An 18,943-nucleotide genomic window follows, 5' to 3' on the forward strand; every position below is an offset into this window, starting at 1 on the left:
ACCAGGCGGTGAGTACCGGATGAGCACGGCGAAGAATCCCGACGACACCACCGACACCACCGACACCACCGACAGCACCGACACCCCCGACAGCGCCGACAGCGCCGACAGCACCGACACTGCCGTCCAGGCGGCCGGCTGCGTCCTGTGGCGTCGCTCCCCGTCGGGGGGTGAACTGGAGGTGTGCCTCGTCCACCGCCCCAAGTACGACGACTGGTCGCACCCCAAGGGCAAGCTGAAGCGCGGCGAGGACCCCCTCTCCGGCGCCCTGCGGGAGGTCGAGGAGGAGACGGGCTACCTGGCCGCGCCCGGCACCCGGCTGCCCACCATGGAGTACGAGGCGAACGGACGGCCCAAGCAGGTCCGCTACTGGGCGGCCGAGGCCGTCTCCGGTGGCTTCACCCCGAGCCACGAGGTCGACCGCCTCCTCTGGCTCACGCCGCCGGCCGCCCGCGACCGGCTCACCCAGCCGAGGGACCGCACGCTCGTGGACGCCCTGCTGGACGTCCTGCACCTGGCATAACGGGTACTCAAAACCCGGCGCCCGCCGGAACCCGCCCGTGTCCTCGACGTAAGCGTTCCGTGACCTAACCGCACCGCCTCCAGGGGTTCACCCGCCGTTCACTCGCGCCCGTAGGCGCCTTCACCTGATCTGCCTAATTTCGGCCTTACGCGGTGCGGTGCGCGACCCGAGCGGTCACGCCCGTTCCGAGCAGACTTCGCACATTCCGCACGCCGCTGAATTCAGGTCGGCGGCTCCTGGAAGGATCTTCCCCAAGTGAAGCTTCAGCGCATGAACCGGCGGGCTCTCTCCCTCGGTGCTCTCGCCGTCTCCGGCGCCCTGGCCCTCACGGCGTGCGGCTCCGACGACACCGGCTCCGGCAGCGGATCCAGCAGCAGCTCCTCCGCCACCGCGGCCGCCGGGTCCATCAAGTGTGACGACGCCAAGGGCCAGCTCCTCGCCGACGGCTCCTCCGCGCAGAAGAACGCGATCGACGCCTGGGTGAAGAACTTCACGCAGGCCTGCAACGGCGTCCAGGTCAACTACAAGGGCTCCGGCTCCGGCGCCGGTGTCACCGCGTTCACGCAGGGCCAGGTCGCCTTCGCCGGCTCCGACTCCGCGCTGAAGGACGACGCCGTCGCCGCCTCGAAGTCGGTCTGCTCCGGCGGCCAGGGCATCGACCTGCCGATGGTGGCCGGCCCGATCGCCGTCGCCTACAACGTCGAGGGCGTGGACGACCTCGTCCTGGACGCCTCCACGATCGCCAAGATCTTCAACGGCAAGATCACCAACTGGAACGACGCCGCGATCAAGAAGCTGAACCCGACCGCCAAGCTGCCCGACCAGAAGATCCAGCCGTACCACCGCTCGGACGAGTCCGGCACCACGGACAACTTCACCAAGTACCTGATCGCCACCGCCAAGACCGACTGGCCCTACTCGGGCGGCAAGGCCTGGCAGGCCAAGGGCGGCCAGTCCGCGGCCGGCTCCTCCGGTGTCGCCCAGGGCGTCAAGTCGACCCCCGGCGCGATCGGCTACATGGAGCTGTCGTACGCCAAGGACGGTCTGGGCACGGTCGCCGTCAACACCGGTGCCGCGGCCCCGGTGAAGGCCTCCTCCGACGGCGCCACCAAGGCCGTCGCCGCCGCGCAGGTCGTCGGCACCGGCAGCGACCTGTCGCTGAAGCTGGACTACAACACCAAGGCCGACGGCGCCTACCCGCTCACCCTGGTCACGTACGAGATCGTCTGCGACAAGGGCAACAAGGCCGCCACCCTGCCCGCCACCAAGGCGTTCCTGCGCTACATCGCCAGCACGGACGGCCAGGGCATCCTCTCGGGCATCGACTACGCGCCGATCCCCGACTCCATCATCTCCAAGGTCCGCACCACCATCGAGGGCCTGAGCTGATCTGAGCGGTGCGGTCCGGCACCGGGGGAACCCGGTCCGGACCGCACCCGTCCGGTGCACCGCCGCCAGGGGCCACCCGCAACCCGGCCCCACCCGAGCCGCCCACACACCCGCAGGCGGCTCCGCAGACCGGAGACCCCCATGGACATATCGACGCACAAGTCAGACACGGACGACACCCCTCCCCCCACGGCCCTGCCGGTCGAGACCGCCGAGCAGAAGCGCGCGGCCCGCGGCGCCACCCGGCCCGGTGACCGGATCTTCCTCGCGCTCTCCCGCGGCTCGGGCATCTTCCTGCTGGTGATCATGGCCGCCATCGCGGCCTTCCTCACCTACCGGGCCTACCTCGCCATCAGCAAGGACGACGCCAACTTCCTCACCACCTTCGAGTGGAACACCGGCCTCGTCCCGCCGAAGTTCGGCATCGCGGTCCTGGCCTTCGGCACGGTGGTCTCGTCGATCATCGCCATGGCCATCGCCGTCCCCGTAGCGGTGGCCATCGCCCTCTTCATCACGCACTACGCCCCGCGCAGGCTGAGCGGCCCCATCGCGTACGTGATCGACCTGCTCGCCGCCGTGCCGTCCATCGTGTACGGCCTGTGGGGCGCCCTGGTCCTCGTACCGCACATGGACGGCCTGTTCGGCTGGCTCGACCACTACCTCGGCTGGACCGGCGTCTTCTCCTGGGACGACGGCGCCCCGCGCTCGATGCTCACGGTGGGCATCCTGCTGGCCGTGATGATCCTGCCGGTCATCACCAACGTGAGCCGCGAGGTCTTCCGCCAGGTCCCGCAGATGCACGAGGAGGCGGCCCTGGCGCTCGGCGCCACCCGCTGGGAGGTCATCCGCATGTCGGTGATCCCCTTCGGCCGCTCCGGAGTGATCTCGGCCTCGATGCTGGGCCTCGGCCGCGCCCTCGGCGAGACGATGGCCGTGGCCACCGTCCTCTCCCCCGACTTCGACATCCACGCCAGCCTGCTGAACCCCGGCGGCGGCACCTTCGCCCAGAACATCGCCAGCAAGTTCAACGAGGCGACGGAGTTCGGCCGTGACGCGCTCATCGCCTCCGGCCTGGTCCTGTTCGTCATCACCTTGCTGGTCAATGGCGCGGCACGCATGATCATCGCCCGCCGCGCGGAGTACTCGGGGGCCAACGCATGAGCCACACAGCAGCAGTAGCAGACAAGGCCCCCAGCACGCTGCGAGGCGCCAGCCTCCCGAGCTGGTCCCCCTGGGCCATCGCCGGCGGCTCGATCGCCCTCGCGATCCTCATCGGTCTCGTCGGCGGCCTGGACAGCAAGGTGCAGTGGGGCCTGATCGCCGGCCTGCTCTTCGTCTTCGGCACGTTCGGCATCGCCGCGAAGGTGGAAGGCAAGCGCCAGGCCAAGGACCGGGTGGCGACCAGCCTGGTCTGGGTCGCGTTCATCCTCGCGGTCGTCCCGCTGGTGTCGTTGCTGTGGACGACGATCAAGCGCGGTACGAAGGTCCTCGACGTCTACTTCCTCAGCCACTCGATGGGCGTGGTCGCCGACTCCGAGCCCGGCGGCGGCATCTACCACGCCATCATCGGCAGCCTGGAGCAGGTCGGCCTGGCCACGGCGATCGGCGCCCCGATCGGCATCCTGACGGCGATCTACCTGGTGGAGTACGGCCGGGGCAGCCTGGCGAAGGCCGTCACGTTCTTCGTGGACGTCATGACCGGCATCCCCTCCATCGTCGCGGGCCTCTTCATCCTCAGCCTCATGCTGATGCTGGACATGCAGCCGTTCGGCTTCGCGGGTTCCCTGGCGCTGGCGATCCTGATGATGCCGGTCGTCGTACGCTCGACAGAGGAAATGCTGAAGCTGGTCCCGAACGAGCTGCGCGAGGCGTCTCTCGCCCTGGGCGTCCCGAAGTGGCGCACGATCCTGAAGGTGGTAGTCCCGACGTCGATCGGAGGCATCATCACGGGCGTGATGCTCGCGATCGCCCGTATCGCAGGCGAGACGGCCCCGGTTCTGCTGTTGGTCTTCGGCAACCCGTTCATCAACAACAACCCCTTCGAGGGTGCGCAGGCGTCGCTCCCGCTGTACATCTACCAGCAGTACTCGCAGAGCGCGGGTTCGACGGCGGCCTACGACCGTGCCTGGGCGGCGTCACTCACGCTGATCGCCTTCGTGATGATCCTGAACCTGGTGGCTCGCGGCATCGCCCGCTGGAAGGCCCCGAAGACCGGTCGCTGACGCGGCCAGACAGCGACTGATCCGTCCGATCGGGAAGTGAAGTAGAAAAACATGGCCAAGCGAATCGACGTAAGCGGACTCACCGCCTACTACGGCGCCCACAAGGCGATCGAGGACATCTCGATGACGGTCGAACCGCGCTCGGTGACGGCCTTCATCGGCCCCTCCGGCTGCGGCAAGTCGACGTTCCTGCGCACGCTGAACCGCATGCACGAGGTGACCTCCGGCGGCCGGGTCGAGGGCAAGGTGCTCCTGGACGACGAGGACCTGTACGGCGCCGGTGTGGACCCGGTGTCCGTCCGCCGCGAGGTCGGCATGGTCTTCCAGCGCCCGAACCCCTTCCCCACGATGTCGATCTTCGACAACGTGGCCGCGGGCCTCCGCCTCAACGGCGGCTACAAGAAGTCCGAGCTGGCGGACGTCGTCGAGAAGTCCCTCAAGGGCGCGAACCTCTGGAACGAGGTCAAGGACCGCCTGAACAAGCCCGGCTCGGGCCTGTCCGGCGGCCAGCAGCAGCGACTGTGCATCGCGAGGGCGATCGCGGTGGAGCCGAAGGTCCTGCTGATGGACGAGCCCTGCTCGGCCCTGGACCCGATCTCGACCCTCGCCATCGAAGACCTGATCGGCGAGCTGAAGGAACGCTTCACGATCGTCATCGTGACGCACAACATGCAGCAGGCGGCGCGCGTCTCGGACCGCACGGCCTTCTTCAACCTGGCCGCGGTCGGCCAGCCCGGCAAGCTGATCGAGATCGACGACACGGAGCGCATCTTCTCCAACCCGTCGGTCCAGGCGACGGAGGACTACATCTCGGGCCGCTTCGGCTGACCCGAACCGACACCTCCGCCACCTCAATACCCCTCGCGGTGCTGCATGGCGGTGCCACCGCGAGGACGCAAAGAGCCCGCCCCCTGGCTCCCAGGGGGCGGGCTCGCGCTTGCCTCCGGCGGCTGGGCGGGGGTGCGGAGAGACCGCGACGGGGAGGTGGTGGGGTAGTTACAGGGGCACTGGGACACAGGGGCGCAGAGGACGAAGCCCCCGCAGGAGCTGGACCGAGGGTCCCCTTCGCCCCACCAAGTCGGCCGGACCGACAGCACGAACCCCCGGAGCGCAGGGGCGAAGCCCACAAGGATGCCGGAAAAGCCCGCCAGGCGGGCGGGGGCGAAGCCCACGAGGGGTTCAGGGGACGAAGTCCCCGCCCCGGGGGCCGGGGCGAAGCCCCGGAGGCTGGGGGACTCCTCAACCCACCGAGTCGGGCAGGCGGGTGGGCCAACACCCGGGGTGCAGGGGACGAAGTGCCCGCCCGGGCCGGGGAGGAGCCCCGGAGGTGGGCGACTCCTCAACCCACCGAGTCGGGCGGGCCGGTGGGCCAACACCCGGGGTGCAGGGGACGAAGTCCCCGCCCCGGAGGACCGGGGCGAAGCCCCGGAGGCCGGGGGACTCCTCAACCCACCGAGTCGGGCGGGCCGGTGGGGCAGGGGGCTACAAAAACGCCAGGTCCACGAGCCAGAACGCGCACGCCGCGACCACCCCAGCCGCCGGCATCGTGATGAACCACCCAAGGATGATGTTCTTCGCGACTCCCCACCTCACGGCGTTGACCCGCTTCGTCGCCCCCACACCCATGATCGCCGACGTGATCACATGCGTCGTGGAGATCGGCGCCTTGAACAGGAACGCCGTCGTGAACATGATCGACGCCCCGGTCGTCTCCGCCGCGAACCCCTGCGGCGGATCAAGCTCAATGATCTTCCGCCCGAGGGTCCGCATGATGCGCCACCCACCCGCATACGTCCCCAGCGACAACATCACCGCACAAGCGATCTTCACCCACACCGGAATCGGGTCGTCGGCACCCTGGACATCCCCGATGACCAACGCCATCACCACGATGCCCATCGTCTTCTGCGCGTCCTGCAGACCGTGCCCCAGCGCCATACCCGCCGCGGAAACGGTCTGGGCTATCCGAAAGCCCCGCTTCGCCTTGTGCGGATTGGCCCGCCGGAACATCCACAAAATAGCCGTCATCACCAGATAACCGATGATAAGTCCCACCACCGGCGAGACGAACATCGGAATGACGACCTTGTCCAGCACCCCGGACCAGATGACCTCCGTGCCCCCGGCGAGCGCGGCGCCCACCATCCCCCCGAACAGCGCGTGCGAGGACGACGACGGCAACCCGAAGTACCACGTGACGAGATTCCAGACGATCGCCCCGATCAACGCGGCGAACAGGATCCCCATCCCCTTCGACCCGTCGGGAGTCTCGATCAGCCCCTTGCTGACGGTGTGCGCGACGCCACTCCCCAGAAAGGCGCCGGCGAGGTTCATCACAGCGGCCATGGCCAGCGCAGCGCGCGGCGTCAGCGCCCGAGTCGAAACCGACGTGGCAATGGCGTTCGCCGAGTCGTGAAAGCCGTTCGTATAAGTGAATCCGAGCGCGACGCCAATGGTCACGACCAGAGCAAAGGTGTCCATGAAGTACTCAGGACTCCTTGACCGCGATGGTCTCCACCGTGTTGGCCACGTGCTCGAAGGCGTCGGCGGCCTCCTCCAGCACATCCACGATCTGCTTCAGCTTGAGCACCTCGATGGCCTCGTACTTGCCGCTGAACAGATGCGCCAGCAGCTTCCGGTGGATCTGGTCGGCCTGGTTCTCGAGCCGGTTGACCTCGATCCAGTACTCGGTGAGGTTCTCCATGGTCCGCAGGTTCGGCATGGCCTCGGCCGTCAGCTCCGCCGCCCGTGCCAGCACCTCGATCTGCTGCTCGACCCCCTTGGGCAGCTCCTCCACGTTGTAGAGGACGACCAGGTCGACGGCCTCCTCCATGAAGTCCATGATGTCGTCGAGGGAGGACGCGAGGTTGTAGATGTCCTCACGGTCGAAGGGCGTGATGAACGAGGAGTTCAGCTGGTGGAAGATCGCGTGCGTGGCATCGTCACCCGCGTGTTCGGCGGCCCGCATACGCTCTGCGATCTCGGCCCGGCTGGCGGGGTCCGCCCCGAGCAGTTCCATCAGGAGTTTCGAGCCCGTGACGATGTTGTCCGCGGATGCGGCGAACATGTCGTAGAAGCTCGTCTCCCTGGGGGTCAGACGAAAGCGCACGTGGGGTCCTCAAGATGCATCGGTTTCGGTCAGGCTGATGCTAGGCGCATCATCCGGCCACGGCTAATGGGCCGTCCCCCAGTGTCGCCCATCAGCCAGAGCGTCCGGCAGGGGGGCGACCGGCGAAGTCCCTGCCGGGGCCGTATACCCGCCAAAGTTCGGTACCATATACCCAGTAGGGGTATATGTCGGGAGCTGGAGCGCTGGAGGACAAGATGACGACCACCGAGGCCGGCGCGCAAGCCCCCGCCCCCGACCCCTCGGCCGAACCGGACCACACTCCCGGAACGGGAACGGTCCACGGCTACCACAAGCAGAAGGACGAGCACCTCAAGCGCCTGCGCCGCATCGAGGGCCAGATCCGCGGCCTGCAACGCATGGTCGACGAGGACACCTACTGCATCGACATACTCACCCAGGTGTCCGCCTCCACCAAGGCCCTGCAGTCCTTCGCGCTGCAACTCCTGGAGGAACACCTGCGCCACTGCGTCGCCGACGCGGCCGTCAAGGGCGGCGCCGAGATCGACGCGAAGGTGGAGGAAGCGACCAAGGCGATCGGCCGCCTACTGCGTACCTGACCCGCCGGAGCCGGGTGAGCCGGAGCCGGAACCACCACGCGCCGGCCGCTCCTCGGCCCGTTCCTCGCCCACCCGCAGCACCTGATCGATGCTCTCCAGACTGAGTCGTTCCTCCCCGGCCGCCGAGGCCGCGATGATCAGCTCCCCGCACAGCTCTATCTCGGCGAGGGCCACGTGGTCCTGAACTGCCGTACCGCCGCCCGGAGCCACGCGCATCACCTCGTCTCTGCCGTCACCGGCTTCCTAGAGTAGGGAGCGCTATACACCGCGCGCATGGCACGGACGGGCTAGTCCTTGTGCCTACCCTGTGGCTGAATCTGTCCGTTCGGAGTGACTTCACTCCTGCGCGATCCGCCCCGCGTAGATGTCCCCGGCGGCCGGCAGCCGCACGTCGACAGGCGCCCCGAAGTCGTACAACAAGGTCGTGGAGGCGACGGCGACAGCCTCCTTCTGCTGCCCGTTGACGAAACTGAACCGGTGCCGGACCTTCCGGATGCGCCCATCATCGTCGAGGTAGACGTCGAAGGGCACCCGAACCGTGGCGAACCCTTTCGCCGCCGCCCGCAGCGCGTCCCGTCCCTCCGCGGACGCGTCCTCGGCGGCCACCGCCAGATCGGCGGTCCCGCGATAGTGCCGCACCGCCGTCCCGGCCACCTCGGTCCTCCCGACGTACGTCGCCGTACGCGTCCCCCGCAGCACCTCGGCGGCGGCGAACGGATCGGTGGCCCCGCCGGTCACCAGGTTCCCGTCGGACAGGGTCGCCGTCTCCACCCGCACCCACTTGTCGTCCGGCACCCCGGCACCCCGGTTCTTCATGAACAGGGCGCCGGGCGCGAGGAGTTCGGTGATCGGCCGGTGCTCACTGGTCCCGGCCGGATCCTGCGGCAACAGCACCTTCAACTCCCCGCGCTGCTTGCGGTAGTCGTAGACCCCCTGGCCCCGGATGGTCACCCGGGTCCCGCCGGTGGCCATCTCCATCGACGTACGGGCCTTCGACGTGCCCGCCTCGACGAGGGTGTCGGCGGCCCGGTGCAACGTCGCCACGGGATCGGCCGCCCGGCCGTCCTCGGCGGCGGCACCGCCCCCGGAACACCCGGCGGCACACGCACAGATCCCCGCCACGACCCCCGAAAGGACCGCCGCACCCACTCGCCTGCGCTGCCGCTCCGCCATGGCCTGTCTACCCCCAGCCGGTACGTCCGTCACGGGCCCCGTGTCGTTCCGCTTAACGACGGGTGGGTGCCCCCGTCACGCGGGACAGAAGGCTTGCGACCGCCATACGGGTCCTTTACCGAACCTGGGTAGCGTTGTCTGCGTGACGCAGCAGGACGGCTCGGATCATCCCCGCGACGAGGGGGACCACAGCACCATGACCGTCGAACAGGGCCGCTTCTGCCTGGCCCGCTGCACCTGCGGCTGGCGCGGCCCGGCCCGCAGAGCGAGAAGCATGGCCAGAACGGACGCGGAGAGCCACATTCGCGGCTGACCGGCTGATGTCACGGACGTCACCGTTCCGTCACCGCCGACCCTCGGCGGAACCCGTGGTCCCATGACCCCGTCTCGCTCCATGAAGCCGACGGCGGTCGAGGGAAGGCGCAACACCATGGAACGGCGTACGTTCATCGCAGGCGGCACGGCAGCGGTCACGGCGGCAATGACCGCGTGCAAGGCGACCGGGGGCAGCGCGAGCGACTCCTCGGCCACCGGGCAGACCGGCACCAACAGTTCCCTCAGCAACACCAGCGCCGCCGCCCCCGCCAACTGGACCGCGCTGGCCCGCGACCTGGACGGCACCCTGGTCCGCCCCGGCGACGCCTCCTGGGCCACGGCCCATCAGCTCTACAACACCCGCTTCGACAGCCTGAAGCCGGCGGCGGTGGCCTACGTCGCCCACTCCGACGACATCCGCACGGCTCTGGCGTACGCCCGCGCCCACAAGGCCAAGGTCGCGATCCGCAACGGCGGCCACTCCTACGGCGGCTGGTCCTCCGGCAACGGCCGCCTGATCATCGACGTCTCCAAGCTGAACCGGGTCCGGGCGAGCGGCACTACGGCCGTGGTCGGCGCGGGCTCCAAGCTGATCGACGTCTACCGGGCGCTCACCGCGAAGGGCGTGACGATCCCGGCGGGCTCCTGCCCGACGGTCGGCGTCTCCGGTCTGGTCCTCGGCGGCGGTCACGGAGTCGTCTCCCGCGCCTATGGCCTGACCTGCGACAGCCTCACCCAGGCCACGATCATCACCGCGGACGGCAAGCAGCTCACCGCCAACGCGACGACGAACAAGGACCTGTTCTGGGCGCTGCGCGGCGCCGGCAACGGCAACTTCGGCATCGTCACGGAGCTGCAGTTCAAGACCCACCCAGCGCCCCAGGCGGTGACGGGCTACCTCACCTGGCCCTGGGCGAAGGCGGCCGCGGTGATAAAGGCCTGGCAGGAGTGGGGTCCGTCGCAGCCCGACGAGATCTGGTCCTCCCTCCACCTGGAGAACGGCAGCGGCACCCCCTCCATCTCGGTGGCCGCGTTCTGCATCGGCACCTACGGCCAGCTCCAGAACGCCGTGGACCGGCTCGCGGACCGGGTGGGCGCCCCCGCGACCAGCGTCTCCCTGCGCCGCCGTACGTACGAGGCGGCGATGGAGATCTACGCCGGCTGCTCGTCGTTCTCCTCCGACGCCCAGTGCCACCTGCCGGGCTCGACGCCGGGCCGCTCCCCGCAGGGCGCGCTGCGCCGGGAGACCTACGCGGCGCGCTCGGACTTCTTCGACCACTCGCTCTCGGCGGCGGGCATCCAGACGCTGCTGAAGCAGATCAAGTCGGTCCAGGGCGGCTCGGGCAGCATCGCGCTGACGGCGTTGGGCGGCGCGGTGAACCGCGTGTCTCCCACGGCCACGGCGTTCGTCCACCGCCGCTCGCGGATGCTGGCGCAGTACATCGCGTCGTGGCGGGCGGGCGCGACGGGGACGGCGGCGCAGTCGTGGCTGAATACCGCCCACAAGGCGATGTCGCCGTACGCCTCGGGCGCGGCGTACCAGAACTACGCGGACCCGACCCTGACGAACTGGCGCAAGGCGTACTACGGCGAAGCGCTCCCGCGCCTGACGCGGCTGAAGAAGCAGTACGACCCGAACGGCTTCTTCACGTACCCGCAGGCACTCTGACCGTTCCTGTGGACGGAGCGGGAGTGAGCCCGTTCAGCCGCACGCCCCGAACGGTCTTGGGCGCACTGGTCCCCGGTGTACTCAACCCCGGGGCGGCGGCACGCATCCTGTGCGTGATCCGATCCCGGGAGGCCAGTTCCCTGCGCGACCTGGCCACATAGGCACCGCCAGAAGCGACGAGGAGGCCCTGAACCATCACACCGGTGGAGCAGGGGCCCCGCACGCTGACACCGCGCCTCGCGTCCCAGATCGCACAGCCACGCCAACCCGGACGGCCCAGGGCACTGCAAGCCCAGGAGCCGACCATCACCCGATCGAGCTAAACCGCCCTCATGTGTGTTCCTCGGTAAGCAGTCACCTACCCCGAAGGCTCCTGCCAAAGGCAAAGGCCCAAGGCTCAAGGGCTAAGCCGCGAGGTCCCGCTCCTCCGCGGCGATCTCGCTGCGCGCACCCGTGATGAGCCCGTCCCGACCCCCGATGCGAGCGGCGCGGCTGCGCACGATCCACCCGACCCGGGGTGACCGGTCCACGGCCTTCAGCACGGGAGTGAGCAGCATGGAGGCGACGGGCGACAGCAGCAGGGCCACGGCGGTCCCGAGCGCGAACCCACCGACGACGTCCGTCGGATAGTGCACGCCCATGTAGACCCGGCAGAACCCTTCGAGCAGGGCGATCCCTATCCCCGCGAGCCCGAACTTCCGGTTGGCGACGAACAGCCCGACGGCCATGGCCATCGTGAGGGTGGCGTGGTCGCTCACGAAGGAGTAGTCGGTCTTGCCGGAGACGAGAACCTCCAGCCCCTGATGGTCGCGGAAGGGCCGCGGCCGCTCCACGAACCCCCGTATGGGCACGTTCACCAGCACGGCCATCGCGGCGGCGAGCGGCGCCCACACGAGAGCGGCGACAGAGGAAGCGGCTTCCTCGGCCCCACCGGGCCGCCGGCGCACCCCCCACCAGCACCACAGGATCAACAGCACCATGGCGAGCAGCAGCCCGTACTCGCCCACGAACTCGACGGCGCGGTCGAGCCAGTGCGGGGCGTCCTTGGCGAGGCCGTTGATGTCATAGAGCAGGTCGACGTCGGGGTTCGACCCGGATTCGGCGAGTCCAGCCATGGTGCTGCGGCCCCTTCGTCGTGTGCTGCCCGGCGCACCTCACATGCGCCCGCCTCAACAGGAACGCACGGCCCCGGTTGATACGTTCCACTCTCCACTGAATGATCACTCAGACGTTATCGAAGAGAGACAGATCCCCGCAGCTCAGAGGCCGGGTTCCGGCCCGCCTCAGACCGTCGTGGGGAGCGCTTTCGCGCCATCTTCGGTGACGCGGGTGGCCCCGAAGTACTCGGCCGTGTCGATGGGGTCGAACCGGATGACGGCCCCCGTGTAGGGCGCGTCGATCATGTAGCCGCCCCCGACGTAGATCCCCACGTGGTGGATGGCCCGCGAGTTGCTCAGGTCGGTCGAGAAGAACACCAGGTCCCCCGGCAGCAGCTCGCTCCGCTTGGGGTGCGGCCCGGCGTTGTACTGGTCGTTGGCGACCCGGGGCAGCGTGATCCCGACGCTCTCGTAGGAGGCCTTGGTCAGCCCGGAGCAGTCGAACCGTCCTCCCTGGTCAGCGGTTCCGTTCCCGCCCCAGAGGTAGGGCGTGCCGAGCTTCTTCTGGGCGTAGTAGATGGCCCCGGCGGCCTGCTTGGAAGGGTCGACACGGGATACGGGGGCGGCGAAGCTCTCCGCCAGTGTGCGGATTGTCTTGACGTAGTTCTGCGTCTCCCGGATCGCCGGAACCCCGCCCGCCCTGATGACCCGGTCGGGGCCCGCGTTGTAGGCCGCGAGCATGTTGTCGGTGATGTCGCCCGGCACGGTCTTGACGTACTTGGCGAGATCGCAGTCGTACGAGGCTGCCGACGGAATCGCGTCATTCGGATCCCAGATGTCGCGGTCGCCGTCCCCGTCGCCGTCGACACCGTGCGTGGCCCAGGTGCTGGGGATGAACTGTGCGATGCCGCGTGCGTCGGCGGGACTCACGACGTCCGGGTCAAAACCGCTCTCCTGGTACAACTGGGCGGCCAGCAGGGCGGGATTGATGGCGGAGCAGAGGTTGCCCCACTTCTGCACGAGCGTGCTGTACGCCGCCGGCACGGCCCCCTTGGCCAGCCCGACGCTTCCCGCGCCGACGCCGTTGACCAGGTTCCCGGACACGACGTACACCCCGACGACGAGCAGCATCACGAAGCTCAGCCCGAGCCCGACCGCGGCCCCGCTGACCACCCAAACTTTTCGCACACCTCAACCCTCCCCCACCGCAGCCCTGTTTACGGGTCTTTTCCGAACCTGTCCGTGTCGTATGCGCTACTTCGAGACGAACCCGTCGCAGGCAACGCTCGCGTACTTCTTGGCACCTTGGACGTGGAGGTAAAGCACCGTCCAGTCACCGGGGTCGTTCGCCACGGATATGGCGTCTCCGGCCTCCTTGCCCCGCACGATCTGCCGGAAGTCGTCCGGGTATGTCAGATACGTCCACTCGATGCCGGCTGTGGCAGGCTTGCTGGTGTACCCCAGGTCCAGGTTCTGTTGGAGCCCGCCCTCGAAGGGCTTGCCCGTGTCCGAGTCGATCTCGTGCGGCGGCTTCACGGCAACGGAGACGTAGTACGGCGTGGAGGCTGCGAACTTGAGCCGGAATCCGATGCGGCCCTTGCCGGAGCTGTAGGGGGCGTTGGTATCTGCCGCCGAAACCGACCACTCGAACTGCGGGTTCCGCTCCTCCGTCGGCAGATTGCAGGCCCCCTGCCCGTCCCCTGACGTTGTGTCGGCCTCCCAGTAGTCACGGGACGGGTTCGTCTGCTCGACGTAGGTCGGCGGCTTCAGCTCCGACTCGTCGCCGCCCGCGGTGGTGGCCGCCGCCGGGATGGTTCCCGGTCCTGCCGTACCGTCGGTGCCCTTGCCGGTGCCGTCGTCCCCGCCCGGAAGGAAGGTGAGAGCGGCGACGGCTCCCACCGCCACGACCACGCCCGCGGCCCCGGCGATCAGCCACGACTTCCTGTGCGGCCGGGTGGCCGGGGTCGGCTGGGTGACCTGGGTGGGCGTGTAGCCGTAGCCGTGCGGGGCTTGCGGGGCAACCGTCGGCAAGTCGTGCACGCCGCCCGGGGTGTTGGCCGGCGGGGTGACCGGCATCGCGGGCACAGCCGTCGGCGTCGCGGGAACCGCCTCGCCCAACGCGGCGAGTCCTCCGTAGAACGGGTCCTCGACGAGCGCGGTCCGCACCCCGCACCACGCGATCACCTCACCGAGCCCGGGCCGTGCCGCGGGGTCCTTGGCCACGCACGCCTCGACGAGCGCGGCCAGCCCCGCGTCGACACCCACGAGATCGATCGGCTCGTGAACGGCGCGGTAGCTGACTCCCGCAGGCTCCCCGTGCCCGAAGGGCGGCCGACCGGTCGCCGCGTAGGCCAGGGTCGCGCCGAGGGCGAAGACATCGGCGGCGGGCCCGACCTCGTTGCGCAACAGCACCTCGGGGGCGGTGAAGCCAGGCGTGCCGGGCGCAAATCCCGCCTCGGTGAGCGCCGTTTGCGCCGTGGTCCGCGCTATTCCGAAGTCGATGAGCTGCGGCCCCTGTGCCGCGAGGATCACGTTCTGCGGCTTGAGGTCCCGATGCGTGACCCCGTACGCGTGCACCGCCGCGAGCCCTTCGGCGAGGGCCGCGAGCAGCCCTCGGCACGTCTCCACGGGCAGCGGTCCCCTCTGGGACACGGCGCTGCTCAGCGTGGGTCCAGGGACGTACTCGGTGGCCAGCCAGTACGGCGCCGCGTCCAGCGAGGCATCGATCAGATTCGCCGTGTACGCACTCCGCACCGCCCGGACCGTCTCCACCTCCCGCCGGAACCGCGCCAGCGCCTCGGGGTGGTCGACGATCTCGTCACGGATCACCTTGAGTGCGACCAGCCGCCCACCGGGCGACCGCCCGAGATAGACCTGTCCCATACCCCCCGCACCCAGCCGGGCGAGCAACGTGTACGCGCCAATCCGCGCGGGGTCTCGATCCTTCAGTGCGTCCACTGAACTGACCATGCCATATCGATCAGTTCGGAAGACGCCACCCGGCACAGCGCTGGTCGTCCGGTCCGACAACCGAGCCGCTGGCGCCGCTCCGGCACCGCACGGTCAACGGCAGCCCCGGACTGCGCCAAGCATCGCCCAACGTTCACCCCCGTCCTCCCCATCCAGGGCCATGATTCGGCAACAGCGGCGACCACTTTCGGACTCGGACATACGTTCCGCACCGTGAACTCCGAGAACACCCCCCACAGAGCCGTCCACCACGCTCCGCCCGCCACCGCCCGCCGCGCGCTTCTGCGCGGTCTGGCCGGCGCGGTGAGCCTGGGCGGCGGCCTCGCCCTCGCGACGACTCCCGCCTCGGCCGCCACTCCGCACACCACCACCCCCCGCCCCGGCACCGCCGAAGAGGCCCTGCGGGAACTGGCGGCAGGCAACCGACGCTGGCGCACCTACTGCGAGCGACACCCGGACGAGACGCCCGCCGTCCGGCAGAGCCTGACGGCAGGTCAGCAGCCGTTCGCCGTCGTCCTCGGCTGCATCGACTCCCGGGTGCCGCCGGAGCTGGTCTTCGACCAGGGTCTCGGCGATCTGATGACCGTCCGCACGGCGGGCGAGGTCCTCGACGAGGCCGTACTCGGCAGCGTGGCCTACGGAGTGCTCGAACTGGGCATACCGCTGGTCATGGTGCTCGGTCACCAGTCGTGCGGCGCGGTGAAGGCGGCCGTCCAGGCGGACCTGACCGGCGAGAAAATGCCCGCCCACATCCAGTACCTGGCCGACCGGATCAGCCCGTCCATAGACCGCACGAAGGAAGGCGACGCCCGCGTCGACTCGACCGTCGACGCCAACATACGGGCCGTCCGCTCAACGCTCGCCGCCGAGCCCGACCTCGCCGCGAGGATAGCCGCCGGCGAGCTGGCCGTCGTCGGCGCCCGCTACGAGCTGACCACCCAGGTCGTCCACAACATCGCGTAACCCCTAGAGGGCCTGCCCTAGATGAATGAGTCCAAGGGGTGTCGTTGCGGTCAGTGATCGTAGGCAGTGAGTGATCGCTTGACAGGCTGTCCAGTTTGGTCGTTGTGCCAGATCGCCGCTGTGAGTGCGAGGATCCGGCACAAGACCCGGGCTGACACCCCTGCCGGGCTCTTGCCGCCGTGTCGTTCCAGGTTGAACCGCCCCTTGAAGGTTTGATTGATCGACTCGATGACCTGCCGCAGCGGTTTGAACAGGTGTGACCCGGCCGGCTCGGCTTCCCCCTTGCGGGCCGGCCGCAGCAACTTCAGGTGACGCTCGGCAAGACCGGGCTCGAACTCGCGGCCGAGCGTGGGCGTGATTCCGCCGGCAGGCCGCCACGGCGCCAGCCTTCAATTCGTCGTCACTCCGGGCATAGAGTGCCGTTGTGAGGGTGTCCAGGTCGTTAGTCACACATCGACGTTGGACGCCTTCGTCTCATGTCCGCAGGTGATCGCTTGGACTCATTCAGGGATCCGGGGCGGTGCCCACTGCGGTGACTATGCGGCGCGGTCATTTCGCAGGGCCTGGATGAGCCAGGGGTACACCGGGATCAGGTTCGGTACCACCTGCCAGCCGTTGACGATCCACACCAGCCGCCAGTACCGGTCCACCCTGGGATCGTGCGCCTCTTCGAACTGCTGCGCCATCCAGTCCCGGAATTCCGTGTCAGGGGTGCGCGCGAACACCCCCGCGAAGCGGTGCACGAGGTCGTCGATGACGGGTGCGACCCTGTTGCTGAGCGGGTCGATGCCCGACTTCCTGGCCTCGGCCACCTTCTGACGGGTGAACTCCATCAGTTCCTCGCCGGCATCGCGCTCGATGCCGAGCGGGCGCCCGGCGGCCTGGCGTACGGCCGTCCGGCGCATCCGGGCACGGAAATCCTCGTCACCGACCAGCTCGGCGATCTCCACCCACGCGGCGACCTGCTCGCCGGTCGGATCATCGGGGAGGTCGGGAGTGGCAGCGCGAACCATGGCCACTGCGGCCAGGTCGGCATCCACTGTGCCGAAGGTGCCATCCACGAAATCGTCGATCAGACGTCGGCGTTCCTCGCCGGACAACTGCGTGAGCCTGTGCATGAGCTTGGTCTCCTCGGGACTGGACCCGCGGCTGGCCACGACTCGCAGAACGCTCCGACGCAGTAGCAGCATCCGGATCTGGACGTCCATGGCGTCGGCGTGCGCCGCGGCGACTTCCGCCACCGAGAGCTCCCGGTCCAGTACCCGTTGAATCGTGGGCAGGTCCATGCCCAGCTCGCGGAGTGTGCGGAGGAGTTCCAGACGAAGCAGTGCGTCGAGGTCGTAGAGCCGATAACCGGCGGGACTACGGGTGGTCGGCGCTACCACCCCCGAATCGGAGTAGAACCGGATGGTCCTCACAGACAAGCCGGTCCGCCGGGAAAGCTCCCCGATCGAGTAGAGGGTCGTAACGTCCATGTCCCCCACTCTGCTGTCTCCAGTCACTGGAGACTCAAGGCCATTCCCCAGCTGGGCCCCGACCGAGACGTCCTCCGAGTTGCTGAAGCATGCGTCGCGTGCTCTCCGCTGACCGCCAGGATGAAAAGGGCACGCCTTGCACGCGCTGGGCGAGCGATGGCAGCGACATGCGACACCACTCGCTGGCGGCCTACGGCTGCGAACCCTTGGACCCAATCATCTAGAGGTCGGAGGCCGCGGCCTTGTACAGTTCCGCGGCCTCCGACCCCAGGGCCACGCTGTACGAGACGTCGGGCGTGGCGCCGCCCTGCTCGTGGCCGCCGAGGACGCCCACGACCTCGTCGTAGCCGTTCACCCAGGGGCTGCCGCTGGTGCCGCCGGTGAAGGCGGGGCAGGTGATGCGCTGCTGGGTGGCGTTGTGCGCGGTGGGCCGGTTGGTGCAGCGGATCGGCGCCTCGACGGAGTCGGGGTAGCCGGCGACGGTCACGGCGGTGGCTCCCGTTGTGGTGCGCGTCACAAACCGGTTGGCGCCGACAACGTCCTCGACGTCCTGCCCGTCCTCCTCCCCGAGGACGGCGAAGGCCACATCGCTGTCCTCGTCCTGCCCCTTGGCCCACCCGTCGGGCAGGAAGGACCGCTCGACCTTCCAGACCCCGTAGGGGGCCTGTCCGGCCCGGTATCCGGGGACGAACGCCAGTTCGCCGGACACGCTGCTGAGGCAGTGCGCCGCGGTGGCGATGAGGTCGTGGTGCGGGCTGTGCACGACGGAGGCGGTGCAGAAGTGCTCGCCGGTGAGTCTGCCGGCGGCGGCATCGTCCGCGCTGAACAGCGCGCCGATCCTTGCGGACTGCGGGGTCGCCACCGCGACGGCCGTCACCCCCAGGGGGCCGGGCCCGCCGTCGGCAGCCGCTTCGGAGGCGGAGGTGACGGCCAGCATGACGACCGCACCGAGCAGGGCGTTTCGCTTCATCGGGTTCACTGTGTCCCACGAAGGTGAGAGAAACGTCAGACGCGTACTTTTCTCATACGACGCTACCCACACTCGGCCCACAGAACCTTCCCACTTTTCCCACCCAGCACAGAGGCCCCCCAGCCGGCCGCACAGGCCCGCACGAGCGGCAACCCACGACCGTGCTCGGCGTGCGCCTCCGGCGGCAGGGCGACGGACAGCCCCTCGGCGAGAACGAACCCGGCCGGAACGGTGGGATCCGTGTCCCAGACCCCCACCCGAAGCCGCCCCGACTCCACCGAGCGCAGCCGGAGGGCGTACGGCCCGGTGGTGTGGAGATGCGCGTTGGCCAGCAGCTCGGCGGCCAGCAGCTCGGCGGTGGGCGTGAGTTGAGTGAGGTCGTGCGCGGCGAGGACGGTACGGAGGGTGGCACGGGCGATGCCGGGGGCGCGGAGATCGTGGGGGAGCTGGAGGGTGTAGGTCCAGGGCGGGGTTACCGTGGGCATGGAAG

19 protein-coding genes and 1 pseudogene are annotated in these 18,943 nt (G+C 69.1%); 9 read left to right on the plus strand and 11 right to left on the minus strand.

Features of this window, described 5'->3' with window-relative positions; genetic code table 11:
* The first annotated feature begins 19 nt into the window (after positions 1–19).
* The 5 genes from OG289_RS24165 (at position 20) to pstB (ending at position 4,962) form a co-directional block, all read left to right on the plus strand.
* Positions 20–523, plus strand: a complete 504-nt coding sequence (locus OG289_RS24165; RefSeq protein ID WP_327316136.1) for an NUDIX hydrolase — start codon at positions 20–22, stop codon at positions 521–523.
* A gap of 255 nt (positions 524–778) precedes the next feature.
* Positions 779–1,912: a phosphate ABC transporter substrate-binding protein PstS gene (gene pstS / locus OG289_RS24170; protein ID WP_327316137.1), complete on the plus strand. Its 1,134-nt coding sequence runs from the start codon at positions 779–781 to the stop codon at positions 1,910–1,912.
* Positions 1,913–2,053: 141 nt separating this feature from the next.
* The gene (gene pstC, locus OG289_RS24175) at positions 2,054–3,073 is read left to right on the plus strand and encodes a phosphate ABC transporter permease subunit PstC (protein WP_327316138.1); all 1,020 of its coding nucleotides are present in this window, start codon (positions 2,054–2,056) and stop codon (positions 3,071–3,073) included.
* Positions 3,070–4,134: a phosphate ABC transporter permease PstA gene (gene pstA, locus OG289_RS24180; protein ID WP_327316139.1), complete on the plus strand. Its 1,065-nt coding sequence runs from the start codon at positions 3,070–3,072 to the stop codon at positions 4,132–4,134. The genes pstC and pstA overlap by 4 nt, the downstream gene beginning before the upstream one ends.
* A 51-nt stretch (positions 4,135–4,185) precedes the next feature.
* Entirely contained in the window at positions 4,186–4,962 is a 777-nt protein-coding gene (pstB, locus tag OG289_RS24185) for a phosphate ABC transporter ATP-binding protein PstB (protein ID WP_327316140.1), read from the plus strand.
* A 654-nt stretch (positions 4,963–5,616) separates the two neighbouring features.
* Here the strand turns inward: pstB and OG289_RS24190 are convergent.
* Together OG289_RS24190 and OG289_RS24195 are read right to left on the minus strand one after the other, a co-directional pair.
* Complete coding sequence (locus OG289_RS24190; RefSeq protein WP_327316141.1) at positions 5,617–6,615, minus strand: inorganic phosphate transporter; 999 nt, start codon at positions 6,613–6,615, stop codon at positions 5,617–5,619.
* Between the two features lie 7 nt (positions 6,616–6,622).
* Positions 6,623–7,243 (minus strand): DUF47 domain-containing protein, encoded by a 621-nt coding sequence (locus OG289_RS24195; protein WP_327316142.1) that lies wholly within the window; start codon positions 7,241–7,243, stop codon positions 6,623–6,625.
* 215 nt (positions 7,244–7,458) lie between these two features.
* On the opposite strand from OG289_RS24195, the gene OG289_RS24200 reads away from it, so the two are divergent.
* On the plus strand, positions 7,459–7,821 hold the full coding sequence (locus OG289_RS24200; protein WP_327316143.1) for a metal-sensitive transcriptional regulator: 363 nt from the start codon (positions 7,459–7,461) through the stop codon (positions 7,819–7,821).
* Here OG289_RS24200 and OG289_RS24205 read toward each other — a convergent pair.
* Positions 7,807–8,037, minus strand: a complete 231-nt coding sequence (locus tag OG289_RS24205) for a hypothetical protein (RefSeq protein ID WP_327316144.1) — start codon at positions 8,035–8,037, stop codon at positions 7,807–7,809. The genes OG289_RS24200 and OG289_RS24205 overlap by 15 nt on opposite strands.
* A gap of 120 nt (positions 8,038–8,157) precedes the next feature.
* Complete coding sequence (locus OG289_RS24210; protein WP_327316145.1) at positions 8,158–8,994, minus strand: hypothetical protein; 837 nt, start codon at positions 8,992–8,994, stop codon at positions 8,158–8,160.
* A gap of 142 nt (positions 8,995–9,136) precedes the next feature.
* On the opposite strand from OG289_RS24210, the gene OG289_RS24215 reads away from it, so the two are divergent.
* Both OG289_RS24215 and OG289_RS24220 read left to right on the plus strand, forming a co-directional pair.
* Positions 9,137–9,307 carry a hypothetical protein gene (locus OG289_RS24215; RefSeq protein WP_327321049.1) on the plus strand — a complete coding sequence of 57 codons (171 nt, stop codon included), beginning with the start codon at positions 9,137–9,139 and terminating at the stop codon, positions 9,305–9,307.
* Positions 9,308–9,424: 117 nt separating this feature from the next.
* Positions 9,425–10,978, plus strand: coding sequence for an FAD-binding oxidoreductase (locus OG289_RS24220; RefSeq protein ID WP_327320784.1), 1,554 nt, complete (start codon positions 9,425–9,427; stop codon positions 10,976–10,978).
* Positions 10,979–11,382: 404 nt separating this feature from the next.
* On the opposite strand, the gene OG289_RS24225 is transcribed toward OG289_RS24220, so the two are convergent.
* The 3 genes from OG289_RS24225 to OG289_RS24235 all read right to left on the minus strand — a co-directional run bounded on the left by OG289_RS24225 (position 11,383) and on the right by OG289_RS24235 (position 15,045).
* A complete protein-coding gene (locus tag OG289_RS24225) occupies positions 11,383–12,093 on the minus strand; it encodes a phosphatase PAP2 family protein (protein WP_327316146.1) in 711 nt (236 codons plus the stop codon).
* Between the two features lie 168 nt (positions 12,094–12,261).
* Positions 12,262–13,206, minus strand: a complete 945-nt coding sequence (locus tag OG289_RS24230) for a C40 family peptidase (protein ID WP_327320785.1) — start codon at positions 13,204–13,206, stop codon at positions 12,262–12,264.
* A 123-nt stretch (positions 13,207–13,329) separates the two neighbouring features.
* Entirely contained in the window at positions 13,330–15,045 is a 1,716-nt protein-coding gene (locus OG289_RS24235; RefSeq protein ID WP_327316147.1) for a serine/threonine-protein kinase, read from the minus strand.
* Between the two features lie 213 nt (positions 15,046–15,258).
* Here OG289_RS24235 and OG289_RS24240 point away from each other — a divergent pair, with 213 nt between their 5' ends.
* Entirely contained in the window at positions 15,259–16,008 is a 750-nt protein-coding gene (locus tag OG289_RS24240) for a carbonic anhydrase (protein WP_327316148.1), read from the plus strand.
* A gap of 50 nt (positions 16,009–16,058) precedes the next feature.
* Here the strand turns inward: OG289_RS24240 and OG289_RS24245 are convergent.
* The 4 genes and pseudogenes from OG289_RS24245 to OG289_RS24260 all read right to left on the minus strand — a co-directional run.
* Positions 16,059–16,352 (minus strand): annotated as a pseudogene (locus OG289_RS24245) (IS982 family transposase); the annotation flags it as partial.
* 192 nt (positions 16,353–16,544) lie between these two features.
* On the minus strand, positions 16,545–17,483 hold the full coding sequence (locus OG289_RS24250) for a helix-turn-helix domain-containing protein (RefSeq protein ID WP_327316149.1): 939 nt from the start codon (positions 17,481–17,483) through the stop codon (positions 16,545–16,547).
* A gap of 220 nt (positions 17,484–17,703) precedes the next feature.
* Positions 17,704–18,453: a trypsin-like peptidase domain-containing protein gene (locus OG289_RS24255; RefSeq protein WP_327316150.1), complete on the minus strand. Its 750-nt coding sequence runs from the start codon at positions 18,451–18,453 to the stop codon at positions 17,704–17,706.
* 62 nt (positions 18,454–18,515) lie between these two features.
* The gene (locus OG289_RS24260; RefSeq protein WP_327316151.1) at positions 18,516–18,938 is read right to left on the minus strand and encodes an ATP-binding protein; all 423 of its coding nucleotides are present in this window, start codon (positions 18,936–18,938) and stop codon (positions 18,516–18,518) included.
* Positions 18,939–18,943: the final 5 nt, after the last annotated feature.

The sequence above is a fragment of the Streptomyces sp. NBC_01235 genome, from assembly GCF_035989285.1.
Taxonomy (GTDB): Bacteria; Actinomycetota; Actinomycetes; order Streptomycetales; family Streptomycetaceae; genus Streptomyces.